Genomic DNA, 15,611 nt, shown 5'->3' with positions numbered 1-15,611 from the left:
GATAGCTAGGGTATAAGAGAAATACAAAAGCACTAGATTGTGCTAACTCTTTGATTCTTTAATCTTTGCTCTAGAGCTTAAGGCGTGTGTATGCGAAGATGGAATGAATCGATTCATTAATTAGGGTGGGAGTGTCTCTATGAGTGCGAATACTGCAATGCAGCTAACGCGGGTCGTGAACGAGCTACGTCAGTTCACTAAAAAACTGTTATTAGAGCCGAGTATTTTAAGCACTGCTTTAGAAATTGGGCGTAAATATTATGGTGAGCCGGATATGCAAGCCAAGATTGCTCAAGAAATCAGCGCCACAACGAGTATTAAAATTCCGGATGATCCCGCAGATTATTCAGATGCAGACAAATTATTTTTAGAACTCGTGAAAGAAGTTTTAGATGAGGAACAAGCCTTGTACTAGAAAAGTACAAAAAATAGTACCAAATTTGAGGGGGCCAACAGGCCCCCTTAATGTTTAGGCGGGCTTAAGGTGCAAAACAAACTTTATGCGTTTGTTGCCAAGGCGCAAACCAACTCTCTCCTGCTTGGCCGACCATTTCATCATAACAGTTTTGGTAGATGAGCTGGCCTTCCTGTAAACCTAAGTACCGATACACATACTGGCCAGCGGCATGGGCACTGCGGAACGTTTGGATCTCGCCTTGTTTATTTTCTAGGTAGAAGGTTTGTTCATCACAATGAACCTGCACGAGGTAAACAATCGAATCACAGGCAAGAATGCTCGCTTGCAATGAGTGGCCCTGATTTTGTAACGCTTGCAATTCACGAATATGCATAAGTTTTACCCTTATTGTGATATCCAGTATATAAGGAAAAGGTTACAAATTTATATGTACAAGAATAGTACAAGATATGGATTTTGTACAAGTCTATTAGTAGATGTATTTTATTGCCACTTTAATGGTAAGGCTATTCATCCTTGGTCTTTGTATGGTTATTAGGGTGAGCCTTCTGGTACTTTGGCCTTAAGTCGGCTTCTTTTTTGTCAAGCATGCGGTACACTTCTTGCAAGAATAAGACCAATTTAGGACACGCTTATGTTAATTGGATTACTGGTTTTGCTGGCTTGCCAGTTATTAGGGGAGCTTATCGGGCGTGCTTTGGCCCTACCTGTCCCTAGCCCTGTGCTTGGGATGTTGCTGCTACTTATCGCCTTAATTTTTTATGGCAAGGTACCTGATGGCGTGCGCCAAGCCAGTGAAGGTATCTTAAGTTACTTAGCCTTGCTATTTGTACCTGCAGGTGTAGGGCTGATGGTGCATTATCCCCTGATTGCGGCGGATTGGTGGGTGATTGCCATTGCACTGGTTGTTAGCACAGGAATAACACTGGCAGTCACTGCATGGGTACTCAATAAATTGCACCAAGGAGGGGCTAACCATGAATGAGTTGCAAGATATTTGGGTCTACTTAAGTGCGAGTCCTTTATTGAGTCTTTTGGTGACGTTAGCTGCTTTTATTCTTAGTAGTTGGATTAATAAGCGCGCTGGTGGCACGCCTTTTTTACATCCTGTGATTGTTGCAATTGCCTTCGTTATCAGTTTTTTACTGCTCGCTGATATTGAATATCAAGATTATTTTGAGGGCGCACAGTTTATTCATTTTCTGCTTGGACCTGCGACTGTTGCCTTGGCGGTCCCTTTATTTGATCATCTTGAGCGGGTGCGTCAAATGTTGGTGCCTTTGCTGGTGGCGTGCGTGACCGGGATTGTGACCGCTGCCTTATCAACGATAGGCTTGGTGTTGCTTTTGGGGGGTAGTCGGGAAACCTTGTTATCTTTGACGCCTAAATCTGTCACCTCGCCCATTGCGATGGGAATTGCCGAAAAAATAGGGGGCTACGCATCACTAACGGCGGGCTTGGTCTTAATCACAGGTGCGATTGGTTGTGTGCTAGCACCTTGGATTTTCCAGCGTTTACGGATTCAAGATCAGAGTATCCAAGGCTTTACTATGGGGCTGGCGGCGCATGGCTTTGGAACTGCCTACTGTTTTAGCAGCATTGGCGCAATGGCAGGGGCTTTTGCGGGTTTGGCGATGGGATTAACTGGGATGCTAAGTGCCTTTATTTTGCCTTTGTTGGTTAAAATTTTAGGAATCTAACGAAAAACGTGGAAGGCTGCATCCAAAATTAGACTACACGGCTTGGTCATTTGGGTGGAGATAAGCAAGCTATTAATCCAGCCCGCCCACCCTGAACCCAGTTGCAATCATCCCGACAGAAGCGAACAGGTTATGAAACGATTTTTTAACACCGCAGGCCCGACCATTCCGGCAGACCACTACCATCTTGATCCTTTGTATCGGATCGATTGGGAGGAGATCCAACACCTGATTGCCAGCAAGCGCTATTTTGTTTTGCACGCCCCTCGGCAAACCGGCAAAACCTCCACCTTGCTGGCGATGATGAAGGCGTTGAATACTTGTGGTGACTATGCCTGTGCCTACGCCAACATTGAAGGCGCACAAGCTGCCAGAGGCGATGAAACTCAGGGCATTCCAGCGGCTTGTGATGCGATTGTAGCTTCGATTAGCCGTTATCTTAATCGGCAGGATATTAGTGACTGGTACTATCAACACAAGCAAGAGCTCAACTCTCAGCATCTTTTAACAGGCACGCTTGAACACTGGGCGAAGCTTTCCAATAAGCCCACTGTTTTACTGCTGGATGAAGTCGATGCCCTAGTGGGAGATACTCTGATCTCTCTGCTGCGCCAGATCCGCGCTGGTTACGCCCAGCGTCCGGAGTTTTTCCCGCAGGCGATTATTCTTTGCGGCGTGCGCGATGTACGGGACTACCGGATGCAGCAACCGGGGCAGGAGGTGATCACCGGCGGCAGTGCCTTTAATATTAAAGCTGAATCCCTGCGCATGGGTAATTTTACCCAAGAGGAAACCCGAGACCTTTGGTTGCAGCATACCCAGGCAACCGGACAGATGTTTGATGACGCGATTTTCCCCGAACTCTGGGAAGACACTCGTGGTCAACCCTGGCTGGTGAACGCCTTGGGGTATGAAGTCACTTGGAAAAACCGCGAAGCACGAGATCGAACCCGCCTGATTTCACTGGTGGATTACCAGCAAGCACGGGAGCGTCTGATCTATTCTCGTGCCACCCATCTGGATCAGCTCACTGATAAACTCAAAGAACCCAGAGTACATAGGGTCATCAGTACGCTTTTAAGCGGCGAGGATGAAGAAAACCTGAACCTGATCTCCGTGGATGATCAGCAGTATGTGGAAGACCTGGGACTGATTACCACCCGTCCTTCCGTGAAAATCAGCAACCGTATCTATCAGGAAGTGATACCGCGTGAATTAACTTGGGTAGCGCAAACCCGCATCCCGAATCAGGAACAAAGCTGGTATATCAATGACGACCATAGCCTGAACTTGCCCAAATTGCTGGAAGCCTTTCAGCAGTTTTTTCGGGAACACTCGGATACCTGGTGTGAAGGTTTTGACTACAAAGAAGCCGGGCCACAGCTTTTGATGCAGGCTTTTTTGCAACGGATTATCAATGGTGGCGGCCGTATCAGCCGTGAATACGGCCTGGGCAGAAAACGCACCGATCTGCTGATTGAATGGCCGCGAGACCCCGAACAAGGCATGTACGGCCCGCTGCAACGGGTAGTGATTGAACTGAAAATCCAGCGCGGCGGCCTCGATACCCTGATCAAAAACAGCTTGGCACAGGTTTACGATTACCAGCAGCAGGTGGGTGCGGACGAGGCTCATCTGGTGATCTTTAACCGCAAAAAAGGCGTCAGCTGGAAGAAAAAGATCTGGCATAAGCAAGCCGCCTACCAAGGGCACAAAATCGCCGTTTGGGGTGCCTAAAAGCCCCTTATTTTGTATGATGAAACCCCAGTACCCACACCCTCCAGCGGAACCCGTGCCTTTTTCGCCTATACGGCACCTGAAAAAGGACATCTAAAGGACACCTAAATTAAGGAGTAACGAATATGACCCAACGCCTCACCCGCAGCCTTTTTCTTGGGCTGGCCGCCTTGGTGTTAATCGCCTGCAGTAACGAAAGCAATGCCAACAGCAACACCCATTCCGCTTTACCGCCGGTCACCGACCAGTCCGGTATGCTGCGTATCACCACCAAGTCCGGCGATGCCAAGATCTTTATCAACGGCCAGCGCAAGGGCAATTCCCCTTCACAGGCGGGGCAAACCTTTGCTATTAAACTGGGGGAAGGCAGCTATGTAATAGAAGCCCGTAAAGCTGATGGTGAGCAACATGAGTTTATTGGTAAACGCGAAGATGTGTTTGTTGCTGATGGCACCCTGCAAACAATTCACCTGGATTTGCAACGGCAAGTCACTGCACAAGCCTTGGCAGAACGAGAGCGCAGGCTTGCAGAACATGGGCGTCGCTACCGCGATCACGGTGATGGCACGGTGACCGATACCCAAACTGGCCTGATGTGGATGCGCTGTAGCATCGACCAGCAGTGGAATGGCACCACCTGCACCGGGGAAGCCAGTGAACACAGCTGGGCCGGAGCCAATGCCTTCACCAACCAGCACCGCTTTGCCGGGCGCAGTGACTGGCGTTTGCCCACTGTAGACGAGCTGGAGACCCTGGTCTACTGCTCCAGCGGCCAGCGCCGCCCCAGTGCCAGACCCAATGGGAAGTATGTGCGCGAGACCAATGGTGAATGTGAGGGTGACTACCACCAACCCAGAATCAATCAATCTGCCTTCCCGAATACGCCCCAGGGTTGGTATTGGTCGTCGTCGCCCTACGCCGACTACGCCAGTACTGCGTGGTATGTCAGTTTCGGCGACGGCCGTGTCGACTACCTCAATAAGCGCGCCAACGGCCGTGTCCGCTTGGTGCGCGCCGGACAGTAGTTGGTCTTTGGGCCGCGTAGCGGCGGGGGTATGAGGGTGTTAGCCCCCATCGAAAATTTTTTAGGAGCAGACCATGCCGGTATTTTTTTATCCACGCCTCGGCGTTCTTTTATTGGCGCTGGGGTTGCTGCTGGGTGGCAGCCACGCCCTGGCGTTTAGTTTTGATGATATGGAGCAGTTGGAGCAGTTGGAGCAGGCGGAACAGCAAGAGCTGCACCCGGTCGTTCATCCCATCAAACAGCAACTGGCGAGCAGTCAACCGCAAAAAATATGCAGTTAAGGAAGGAGATACCTTAGGGACTATCGCTAAGAATTTTTATGGGTCTAGACATCAATGGAGCAAAATTTTTTATGAGAATCGTGATGTATTAGGAAATAATCCTAATATTATAGAATTATAGAAGTTGACACAGTTCTTTCGCTACCTTGTGTTGGGCGCTCTGAAATAGAAGTGGATGACGAATTTACTCAACAAAAGAATATTGAATCTAGTCAAGATACGATATCTATATTGATTGGTCATTATTCGCCTTTTACTGGCCGTGACTTACTTTATAAGGGCATGACGAGTCAAATTGTTGCTGAAGCTTTAGATGCTATAAATCAATCTTACACAGTTACTTATATTAATGACTTTCCCGCTCATCTTAATGTTTTGCTGAAAAATCGTCACTTTGATACGGGGCACCCTTGGTTCAATCTGGGTTGTTCCGATATTAAAGTTAAAGAAGCTAACCCTATAAGATGTGAATATAGATTTTCAAAACCCATCTTCAAGACGTTAGTGATGTTTTGGAAACGTGTTGACGATCCTTTTGATTTTCAAACAGACTCCGATGTCCATGGTAAACGTGTTTGTCGTCCTGAAGGGTGGTTTACACATGATCTTGATTCCCCTGAACGTCGATGGATTCGTGATGGGCATATTACTTTGGTTCAGCCCCCAAATCTTAGTGAATGCTTTAAACTCTTGATGGGCGGGCAGGTAGATCTAGTTACTGATCAAGAGTTTGGTGGACAAGAAGCTTTGCACCAATTGGGAATACAAGATCAAGTGGAAATCCTTTCTCGCCCTGTTAGTGATGAGGCAATGCACATGCTTATCCATCGATCTCACCCGCAGGCTACTAGGTACTTATTGAGACTGAATCAGGGTTTGAAAATTTTGCAAGAGAGTGGACGCTCTGAAAGAATAAAGGCTTGGCATATTGATCGCTTTTGGCATGAGCTAGAAAAAAAGTAAGCTTTTTTTAATGTAATGGAAGCAATTCATTGACAGAGTATCTTGATGCTTTCACCTAAGGTTTAACGCCACTTCCTAAGTCACTCCAACTACAGGGGAGATACTTTTTGAGGATCTCCCCTGTGATTGTTTCTAGACTCTTATCACCGGTGCATTAATCCAAATAACGTGCGCTTAAATCTCCGTAAGCATCAATACGGCGGTCGCGTAAATAGGGCCAAATACGGCGTACATTTTCGCTGCGTGCTAAATCGACTTCCACCAGCAAGTTCTCCGCTTGCTCGCCTGCATGGGCTAAAAGTTCCCCTTGTGGGCCTGTGACAAAGCTGCCACCCCAAAATTGAATACCTTGGCTTTGTGCACTCGGATCGGCCTCTAAACCCACACGATTCGCTACAAGCACAGGTAAGCCGTTAGCGACGGCATGGGCACGCTGAATCAAAGTCCAAGCTTCTTTTTGTCTTTGTTGCTCATCTAAAGGATCGCTTGGATCCCAACCTATCGCAGTGGGGTATAAAAGAAGGTCTGCACCTGCAAGACTCATTAGACGCGCTGCCTCTGGATACCACTGATCCCAACACACAAGCACGCCTAAGCGGCCGACGCGTGTTTCTATGGGAGTAAAACCACTGCGACCATCGCGGCGTGTGGCATCTCCAGGGGTGAAATAGAATTTCTCGTAAAAGCCCGGATCATCCGGAATATGCATTTTGCGGTAATAGCCAACTAAGCCAGCATCACCATCAAGCACTACGGCTGTATTGTGATATACACCAGGTGCGCGTCGTTCAAAGATGGAACCCACCAAAGTAATATCTAATTCTTTTGCCCAAGCGGCTAATGTTTGCGTTGTTGGGCCTTGGAGCGGTTCAGCGAGATCAAAAAGATCCGTGGTTTCAGTTTGACAAAAATAATGGGTAGCATGTAATTCTTGCAACAAGATTAACTTTGCCCCTTGGGCCGCCAGTTGGCGCACGCTAGCTTCCGTAATCGCAAGGCTAGCGGCTTTATCGGCATGGGCAACTTGTTGGACGACACCAAGAGTTAATGTTTGTGTGGTGGAAGACATGGAAAACCCTCTAAACGTATGGTGTTGGCGTTAAAGTGCCCTGAATGAGCTGCATGGTTAAGCAATGGATGCTGCCATGTTGTTCAATAATCACCCGCGAATCAATCGGGATGAGTTGATGATGTGGAAACGCATATCTAAGCTGGGCTAAGGCCTGCGCATCGGCTGGATCATTGTAAACAGGGACAAGAACCGCTTGATTAATAATTAAAAAATTAGCATAGGTAGCAGGCAAGCGGTGGCCATCTTCGGCATAAATGGCCTGCGGCATTGGTAAGGGAACCAAATGATACGGGGTGCCTTGCGCAGTTTGTAAGGCTTTTAACTCTTCTTCCATCGCTTGCAGCTCAGCGTAGTGCTCATCTTGGGTATCCAAGCATTGGACATACGCGAGGGTATGAGGATCACAAAAACGCACCAAGGTGTCTATATGACTGTCTGTATCATCACCGGCGAGATAGCCATGTTTCAGCCATAAAATCCGTGTAACCCCGAGTTGCTGCTCAAGTTGCGCTTGGATGTGGGTGCGATCTAAGGTGGGGTTACGATTGGGATTTAATAAACAGGCTTCCGTTGTAAGTAAAGTTCCCAAGCCATCAGACTCAATCGAACCACCTTCCAAGACCAAAGGATGCGTTTCTAAAGGCGCAGCAAAGGCGCCTTGCTCGGCTAAGCCTTGGTTGATGGCATTGTCATGCTCAGCTGCAAACTTATCGCCCCAACCGTTAAAGGTATAGTTTAACAGCACAGGCGCATTACCCTCGATCAAGCTAATCGGGCCATGATCCCGCGCCCAGGTATCCTGGGTTGCTAGCACATACACCTGTATGTGTGAGCTATCTAACCCCAAAGCTTGTGCTTGATGACGGATTTTTGCGGCTAGCTCAGGTGTATGGGCACTAATAAGCACTTTTTCAAACCGGCTAATCGCTTGTACTAATTGCCAGTAAGTTGCTTCGATTTCACTTAGCCAATCTGCCCAATCACTCTGTTCATGCGGCCAAGTGAGCATCACAGCATCTTGCGGGTACCACTCTGGTGGTAGCAAGCGCACCTTTGTACAAGCGGGGGCAACAATCGCATCTAAAGACATGAATTTATCCTAGGTGAGGGGCGAAAAATCAAAACGTCACTGTAAACAAATTGGGTCTATTTTGCAGCTTAGCGCGGCTTTGTGAAAGTAGAAATACAGGTAGGAATACATTAACAAGACTAGAGCCTAGGCCGTGGCACTGTTAGAATACAAGTTTCTTATTTTGTTGATGCTTGAAGGCGCATATTTTTAAGCATCTCCCCTCCTTACTCAGCAAATGTAGGATCCAGCATGACAGGCAAAAACTCCCAATCTTTAAGCTACAAGGATGCAGGTGTCGATATAGATGCAGGTAATGCCCTTGTAGAACGTATTAAAGGGGTGGCAAAAAAGACCTCTCGTCCCGAAGTGATGGGCGGTTTAGGAGGCTTTGGCGCTTTATGTCAGCTTCCTAGTGGCTATCAAGAACCTGTATTAGTGTCAGGAACTGATGGTGTGGGTACGAAATTACGTCTTGCAATGGATAGCCAGCGTCATGATCAAATTGGGATTGATTTGGTCGCTATGTGTGTGAATGATCTGGTGGTCTGTGGGGCTGAGCCTTTATTGTTCTTGGATTACTACGCCACTGGTAAGTTAAATGTTGATATTGCCGCAGATGTAGTCACTGGGATTGGTGAAGGCTGTGCACAAGCAGGTTGTGCGCTTGTCGGAGGGGAAACCGCAGAAATGCCAGGCATGTATGCGGGCGAAGATTATGACTTAGCCGGTTTTTGCGTTGGTGTAGTAGAGAAATCGAAAATTATTGATGGTAGCCAAGTGCAAGCAGGCGATGCCATTGTGGGTTTAGCTGCTTCTGGTGCGCACTCTAATGGATACTCGCTGATTCGCAAAATTTTAGAAGTGTCACAAGCCTCCCTTGATATGCCGTTAGGGGAAACGACCTTGGGTGATGCCTTGCTCGCGCCCACACGCATTTACGTTAAACCCTTGTTGCAATTGATTCGTGAATCAAGCGTACAAGTACACGCGCTAGCGCATATTACCGGTGGTGGTTTATTAGAAAATATTCCGCGTGTTTTGCCCGCCCAAACTAAAGCAGTGATTGATACCCAAAGTTGGCAACGTCCACAAGTCTTTGATTGGTTGCAAAGTGCTGGCGGCGTCGATGCACACGAAATGCACCGCACCTTTAATTGTGGAATTGGCATGGTGATCGTGGTTCCTGCTGCCCAAGCGCAAGAAGCGATTGCTTTTTTACAAGCAGCTGGAGAAAACGCCAGCTTGATTGGCCACATTGAAGCGGCACAAGCGGATGAGGCTCAAGTCGATTTACAAGGATTAGCGCGTGATTGATAGCGACGACCTGCAAGCGGCCGTACCTGCCTCTAAGGGGCGGATTGTGGTGTTGATCTCTGGTTCGGGTAGTAATTTGCAAGCCTTGTTAGATGCCCAGCATACGGATGAAGGCCTAGAGGGCGAGATTGTGGCTGTGATGAGCAATCGCGCACAGGCTTACGGGCTGGAACGTGCGCGTCAAGCTGGGGTGGCTACCCAGATCTTGGATCATACCCAATATGCAAGCCGAGAAGCTTTTGACCAAGCCTTAATTCATGCCATAGATACATATCAAGCAGATTTAGTGGTCTTAGCCGGTTTTATGCGTATTTTGACCCCGCAATTTGTGCTGCATTATTATGGGCGCCTACTCAATATTCACCCTTCGTTATTACCTAAATATCAGGGGTTACATACCCATCAAAGGGCTTTAGATGCAGGTGATAGCGAGCATGGAGCCTCGGTACATTTTGTGACTGAGGAGCTAGATGGCGGCCCTGTGATCTTGCAAGCGCGTGTGGCGATTGAAGCGCAAGATGATGCGCACACCTTAGCACAACGGGTGTTAGAGCAAGAACATGTAATTTACCCGATTGCTGTGCGTTGGTTTATGCAAGGACGCTTGCAGTTACTGGCACAAGTCCCTTGTCTTGATGGGCAAGCTTTGCCACTTGGTGGGGTCTGTCTCAATGGATAAGCGAGTTATTAGTTGAAACGACCGTTAAAAGACGAAGCACTCCTTAGGGGGTGCTTTTTTTGTAGGAGAATATCCCCATGTCTACAGCACATTTTTATCAAGATTTAGCTGGTGTCCCTAATTTTGAGACTTTATTACAATTAGATGCCTATCAAGTCTTACCAGATGATTGGTATCTTTTGATCGCAGATATTGAAAACTCAACGGATAAAATCCATGCAGGCGCTTATCAAGAAGTCAACACGCTAGGGGCAAGTTGTATTATTAGTGTATTAAATGTGTGTCGTCCGCTAAAGATTCCCTATAGCTTTGGTGGTGATGGTGCTGTATTAGCGATTCCCGCTGCGTATTATCAAGCGAGTGTACAAGCATTACAGGGAACTCAAACCCTTGCTCAACACGTGTATCAATTAAAATTAAGAATCGGTGCGGTCACGGTAAAAGCATTAAATCAGCATCAAGCCAAGGTGAAAGTGGCAAAACTACAGACGCAAGTTTCAGGACAAGTCAATGAACAAGCCGCTTTTATGGGGCAGGGTTTAGTTTTAGCAGAAACTTGGTTAAAACAAGGGAAAATTCAACTCGCGCATAATCCACAAGCACAAGCAGATTTTAGCGGTTTGCAATGTCGTTGGAATCAAATTGCTAGTCCTTCTGAAACGACGCTCGCGTTATTGGTGGAAGCAAGAGGCGAAAGCTTGAAAGCACATCTTCAAATTTATCAAGAAGTCACTGCAAAAATTAAAGAGATTTATGGGGAGGCGATACACCCTTTAAATATTGATAACTTACATATGACATATGCTGAGTCTAAGCTAGGTATCGAGAGAAAGTTACACCAATACAGAAAAAGTAAGATGTCTAATTTTTTATATGCAATAAAAACACGTTTTATTGTTGCTCTTGCAAGTATGATGATGGCAACTAATATTAAAACTTCAGGTTATGCTTGGGGGAATTATAAAGCAGATATGTTAGCCCGTACGGACTATCGTAAATTAGAACAGGGTTTACGCTTGATTGTAGCGGGGACTTATCAGCAGCAAGCACAGCTAGTTGATTATTTACATCAACAACAAAATTTAGGTCAGTTATTTTTTGGTATTCATAGTGCACAAGCGGCGTTATTAACCTGTATGATTTTTGATCCTGCGAAGGATCATTTTCATTTTGTGGATGCTGCCGATGGAGGGTATGCGCTGGCAGCAAAGCAATTAAAACAAGCCAAACAGGCTGCTCTTGTTTAATTTTTTGGGCATTTCGGCATAAAAACTGCTAATGATACTCCTTGAATCAATAAAATAAGGAGTTACCCTATGCAGTACAAATCTTTATATAAGCAGATGTCTCTAGGAGTCTTACTTGCGATGGGCTTAGGCTCCACGAGCTTAGCGTTTGCTGCGCAAGTGACAGATGCGATTGATCCAGAAGCTGCCAGCGGTTTGCAAGAAAAACAAGCGGTGCATGCAAATCACTTTATGGTAGCGGCGGCGAATCCTTATGCGGTAGAAGCAGGGTATCAAGTGTTGCAAGCAGGCGGCTCTGCGATGGATGCCATGGTGGCAGTGCAGGCGATGTTAGGTCTAGTGGAGCCGCAATCCTCGGGTTTAGGTGGTGGGGCTTTTATGCTCTACTATGATGCTAAACGCCAGCATCTGACGACCTTTGATGGCCGTGAAACCGCCCCGATGCAAGCACGGCCAGAACTGTTCCAAAATGCACAAGGCCAGCCTTTAGATTTTTATGAAGCCGTCGTCGGTGGACGTTCTGTGGGCACGCCGGGAACGGTTAAATTGATGGCGGAAACCCATGCACGTTTTGGTAAACTGGCTTGGTCTTCTTTGCTGCAGCCAGCTTATCAGTTGGCGAAAACAGGGTTTAAAGTATCGCCACGCTTGGCCGCAGCTATTGCACGAGATCAAACACGTTTAAGCCGCTACCCTGAAACGCGAGCGTATTTCCTCGATGAACAAGGTCAAGCTTGGCCTGCAGGTCACATCCTAAAAAATCCCCAATACGCAGCCACTTTGGCTACTTTAGCGCAACAAGGCGCGCCTGCTTTTTATCAAGGCGAAATTGGTCGTGCTTTGGTGCATAAAGTGCGTACCCTGCCAGATAACCCTGGGGTACTTAGCGAGGCAGATTTAGCTAACTATCAGATTCAAGAACGTCCGCCCACATGTGCACCTTATCGTAGTTATCAAATCTGTGGTATGGGGCCACCAAGCTCAGGTGCCCTTACTGTGGGGCAAATTTTGGGCATGGTGCAACATTTTGATTTAGCTACTAAAAGCCCGCAGGATGTAAACGCTTGGCAGATTATTGGGGAGGCTTCACGTTTAGCTTTTGCAGATCGTGGGCGTTATATGGCAGATACAGATTATGTACCTATGCCTACCGGTTTGCTGGACAAGGAGTATTTGCGGCAGCGTGCTGCCTTGATTCAGCAAGGAAAAGCGTTACCAGAGGTGACACCAGGGGAGCCCAAATGGCAAGAGGCACAAGCGCAAGCGGATGATGTGTCTTTAGAACTACCCTCTACTAGCCATCTGGTGATTGTGGACGCAGAAGGTAATATTGTGTCCATGACCACCACGATAGAAAATGGTTTTGGCTCTCGGGTGATGTCTGGTGGTTTTTTATTAAATAATGAATTAACCGATTTTTCCTTTATTACACATCAAAATGGCTATCCGATTGCCAATCGTTTAGAACCGGGTAAACGTCCGCGTTCGTCAATGGCACCGACTTTAGTTATGCATCAAGACCAACCCTATTTAGCTATAGGTTCTCCTGGTGGTTCGCGGATTATTGGCTATGTAGCGGGTGCTTTAATCAAGCATTTAGATTGGGGGTTAGATATTCAAGAGGCAATTAATCAGCCACATATTTTAAATCGTTTTGGGACCTTTGATTTAGAAGAAGGGACGGAAGCGGAAAAGTTAAAACCTGCTTTAGAAGCGATGGGTTATCAAGTGAGTATTCGTGATTTGAATTCAGGTCTGCATGCGATTCAGTTTCATGAAGGCAAACTGATAGGAGCAGCCGACCCAAGACGTGAAGGCATCGTGATGGGCGATTAGCTAAAATAATAGAAGACTCGGTACTATTGAGTTGCTGAGATAAGCAAGCCCGCTGCTATAGCGGGCTTCTTGTTTCTATTGTCAATAAAGTGTGCTATTTTTTAGCTTTTAAAAAATATAGGGATGTTTTTATGAAAGCTAATGAAACGAAGGTAGAAGATTTTTTATCTGCATCTAAGACTTGTTTTGTCATTCCTGTATATCAAAGAAACTACGACTGGTGTGCCTATCAATGTAAGCAGTTTTTAGATGATATTTTAAAAGTGGGCAGTGATCAGAATACACGTGCACACTTTATTGGTAGTTTAGTCTATATTCACGATGATATTTACGTTGCCGGAAAAATTAAAGAACTGAACATTATTGATGGCCAACAAAGAATCACTACCTTAGCCTTAATTTATCTGTCCCTTTATTGGTTTGCTCAAGAAAATCAACAAGAAGGTCTAGCAGAAGAAATTATAGAAACTTATCTCATCAATAAGTTTGCACCTGTGGAAAATTCCCTAAAGCTGAAACTAACAGACAATAACGAAGCTGCTTTAAAATTTTTATTGGATAGCCCAAAAACAGAAGAATTTGTTGGTTTCTCTAGAATAATCGAAAACTTTAACTACTTTAAAAGAAGGGTGTGTGAAGAGAATTTTCAATTTATTCTAGATGGCTTGAATAAGCTGATTATTGTGGAAATATCACTTAATAAAAGCCAAGATGATCCGCAAAGAATTTTTGAAAGTTTGAATTCTACAGGTTTGGAATTATCACAAGCAGACCTAATTCGTAATTATATTTTAATGAGTCTGGATGCTCATGGCCAAAAGCAAATTTATCAGAAATATTGGCAAAAAATTGAAAATTTAGCTAGGGATGAAATGACTCATGTCAGTCGAGTATCAGACTATATTCGTGATTATTTGACAATGCAAAATAAAAAGATACCCAATAAAGGAAAAGTCTATCTTGAATTTAAAGAAATATATCATTTCTCAAACATAGATCAAGTGGAAGCAGAGTTAAAAAAAGTTAAACAGTTTGCTTTTTATTATAATAAGCTTGCTAACCCAATGAAGGAAAGTGATCAAGCGATCCAAAAGCAGCTGCAATATATTCAGTGCTTAGAGATTAATGTAGCTTTTCCTTTTTTGATGCGGGTGTATGACGATTATGCACAGAATCTGATTGATAAAGAGACATTCATCCATGTATTGGAATTGGTGCAAGCCTATGTGTGGCGAAGGTTTTTAGTGGGTTTGCCTACCAATGCACTTAATAAAACTTTTATGAGTTTATATGATAAATTAGATAAGGAAAATTACTTGTTTTCTGTGCAAAAAGCCTTTTTGCAAAAGGCAGGAAATCAAAGGTTTCCTAAGGATAAAGAAGTTGCTGATGTGCTAAAATTAAAAGATATGTATAATATTAAACAAAAAAATAGGCTGTACTTTTTTGAAAGAATTGAAAACTTTCAAAATACAGAGCAAGTCTTGGTGCACGGTAATTCAAAAATAACTATTGAGCACATTTTTCCACAAAATCCCGAACCACGCTGGCGTACAGATTTAGAGCTTAAAGAGTATAACTTGATTAAGGAAAAATATTTACATACTTTAGCTAATCTTACCTTGTCGGGTAACAACGCGAAATTGAGTAACAAAGCTTTCCAGCAAAAACGTGATCTTGCTGATGTCGGTTATAAAGATAGCCGTTTATGGCTGAATCAATATTTAGCAGGATTGGACCGTTGGGGTATGGATGAAATGAAACAAAGGTACCTGCTGCTGTGTAAACGTGTTCTAAAAATTTGGGCTTATCCTCGTATCAAGATGCAAGCTTATACAGAGGTAGAAGAAATTAATATTTTTGAAGCCGACGATCCCAAACACAAAAAACTAGAATATATCGTCTTTTTAGATCAAAAAATACCGGTTCATCAAGTGGCTAAGCTTTATGTGATCATTTTTGAAAAACTTTTTGCAGCACGCCCAGAAATATTTTTTAGCTCTGATTTAGGTGAGCGTCTTGGTCTTAGCAAAAACCCGCAAGACATTAGGCAGGCTAAGCCGATAAGTGATAGCTATTTTATCGAAGCCAACTTTAATAACACAACTAAGTTTGAGCTGATTAAATATGGGCTAACTTTATTTGAATGGGAAGATGAGCTCTTGATTAAGTATGCTTCTGAATAAAATAACGGCTTGCAATTTAATGCCAAATTAAAGTTGCTAGATAATAAGGTACATGGCGCTATGGGCTGGGGCTGAGATACTA

The 15,611-nt window shown here is 45.2% G+C and carries 15 protein-coding genes; 12 read left to right on the top strand and 3 right to left on the bottom strand.

Annotated features, from left to right (window positions below; all coding sequences use genetic code 11):
* Nucleotides 1–139 precede the first annotated feature (139 nt).
* Nucleotides 140–415: a hypothetical protein gene (locus BMX05_RS00860; RefSeq protein ID WP_093307943.1), complete on the top strand. Its 276-nt coding sequence runs from the start codon at nucleotides 140–142 to the stop codon at nucleotides 413–415.
* 64 nt (nucleotides 416–479) lie between these two features.
* On the opposite strand, the gene BMX05_RS00855 is transcribed toward BMX05_RS00860, so the two are convergent.
* Complete coding sequence (locus tag BMX05_RS00855) at nucleotides 480–791, bottom strand: DUF6482 family protein (RefSeq protein WP_093307940.1); 312 nt, start codon at nucleotides 789–791, stop codon at nucleotides 480–482.
* Nucleotides 792–1,052: 261 nt separating this feature from the next.
* On the opposite strand from BMX05_RS00855, the gene BMX05_RS00850 reads away from it, so the two are divergent.
* From BMX05_RS00850 to BMX05_RS00825, 6 genes are all read left to right on the top strand, one after another.
* The gene (locus tag BMX05_RS00850) at nucleotides 1,053–1,403 is read left to right on the top strand and encodes a CidA/LrgA family protein (protein ID WP_093307938.1); all 351 of its coding nucleotides are present in this window, start codon (nucleotides 1,053–1,055) and stop codon (nucleotides 1,401–1,403) included.
* Nucleotides 1,396–2,118 carry an LrgB family protein gene (locus BMX05_RS00845; RefSeq protein WP_093307935.1) on the top strand — a complete coding sequence of 241 codons (723 nt, stop codon included), beginning with the start codon at nucleotides 1,396–1,398 and terminating at the stop codon, nucleotides 2,116–2,118. The genes BMX05_RS00850 and BMX05_RS00845 overlap by 8 nt, the downstream gene beginning before the upstream one ends.
* A gap of 132 nt (nucleotides 2,119–2,250) precedes the next feature.
* A complete protein-coding gene (locus BMX05_RS00840; RefSeq protein ID WP_093307932.1) occupies nucleotides 2,251–3,855 on the top strand; it encodes an AAA-like domain-containing protein in 1,605 nt (534 codons plus the stop codon).
* 125 nt (nucleotides 3,856–3,980) lie between these two features.
* Entirely contained in the window at nucleotides 3,981–4,880 is a 900-nt protein-coding gene (locus tag BMX05_RS00835; RefSeq protein WP_093307929.1) for an Lcl C-terminal domain-containing protein, read from the top strand.
* A gap of 73 nt (nucleotides 4,881–4,953) precedes the next feature.
* A complete protein-coding gene (locus tag BMX05_RS00830; protein WP_093307926.1) occupies nucleotides 4,954–5,160 on the top strand; it encodes a hypothetical protein in 207 nt (68 codons plus the stop codon).
* A gap of 171 nt (nucleotides 5,161–5,331) precedes the next feature.
* Nucleotides 5,332–6,123, top strand: a complete 792-nt coding sequence (locus BMX05_RS00825; RefSeq protein WP_093307924.1) for a substrate-binding periplasmic protein — start codon at nucleotides 5,332–5,334, stop codon at nucleotides 6,121–6,123.
* A 154-nt stretch (nucleotides 6,124–6,277) separates the two neighbouring features.
* Here BMX05_RS00825 and BMX05_RS00820 read toward each other — a convergent pair whose 3' ends face one another.
* Both BMX05_RS00820 and BMX05_RS00815 read right to left on the bottom strand, forming a co-directional pair.
* Nucleotides 6,278–7,192 carry a carbon-nitrogen hydrolase gene (locus BMX05_RS00820; RefSeq protein ID WP_093307921.1) on the bottom strand — a complete coding sequence of 305 codons (915 nt, stop codon included), beginning with the start codon at nucleotides 7,190–7,192 and terminating at the stop codon, nucleotides 6,278–6,280.
* A 10-nt stretch (nucleotides 7,193–7,202) separates the two neighbouring features.
* Nucleotides 7,203–8,285, bottom strand: a complete 1,083-nt coding sequence (locus BMX05_RS00815; RefSeq protein ID WP_093307918.1) for an agmatine deiminase family protein — start codon at nucleotides 8,283–8,285, stop codon at nucleotides 7,203–7,205.
* A 231-nt stretch (nucleotides 8,286–8,516) separates the two neighbouring features.
* Here BMX05_RS00815 and purM point away from each other — a divergent pair, with 231 nt between their 5' ends.
* From purM to BMX05_RS00790, 5 genes are all read left to right on the top strand, one after another.
* The gene (purM, locus tag BMX05_RS00810) at nucleotides 8,517–9,581 is read left to right on the top strand and encodes a phosphoribosylformylglycinamidine cyclo-ligase (protein ID WP_093307915.1); all 1,065 of its coding nucleotides are present in this window, start codon (nucleotides 8,517–8,519) and stop codon (nucleotides 9,579–9,581) included.
* Nucleotides 9,574–10,260 (top strand): phosphoribosylglycinamide formyltransferase, encoded by a 687-nt coding sequence (gene purN, locus BMX05_RS00805; protein ID WP_218138955.1) that lies wholly within the window; start codon nucleotides 9,574–9,576, stop codon nucleotides 10,258–10,260. Before purM ends, purN begins: the two co-directional genes overlap by 8 nt.
* A gap of 77 nt (nucleotides 10,261–10,337) precedes the next feature.
* Entirely contained in the window at nucleotides 10,338–11,507 is a 1,170-nt protein-coding gene (locus BMX05_RS00800; protein ID WP_093307912.1) for a DUF3095 family protein, read from the top strand.
* A 69-nt stretch (nucleotides 11,508–11,576) separates the two neighbouring features.
* Nucleotides 11,577–13,343, top strand: coding sequence for a gamma-glutamyltransferase (ggt, locus tag BMX05_RS00795; RefSeq protein ID WP_093307909.1), 1,767 nt, complete (start codon nucleotides 11,577–11,579; stop codon nucleotides 13,341–13,343).
* A gap of 131 nt (nucleotides 13,344–13,474) precedes the next feature.
* A complete protein-coding gene (locus tag BMX05_RS00790; protein ID WP_093307906.1) occupies nucleotides 13,475–15,529 on the top strand; it encodes a DUF262 domain-containing protein in 2,055 nt (684 codons plus the stop codon).
* Nucleotides 15,530–15,611 lie beyond the last annotated feature (82 nt).

The sequence above is a fragment of the Allopseudospirillum japonicum genome (assembly GCF_900108915.1).
Taxonomy (GTDB): Bacteria; Pseudomonadota; Gammaproteobacteria; order Pseudomonadales; family Halomonadaceae; genus Pseudospirillum; species Pseudospirillum japonicum.
The sequence above is the reverse complement of the archived record's forward strand: the minus strand, read 5'-3'. Positions and strand labels throughout refer to the sequence as shown.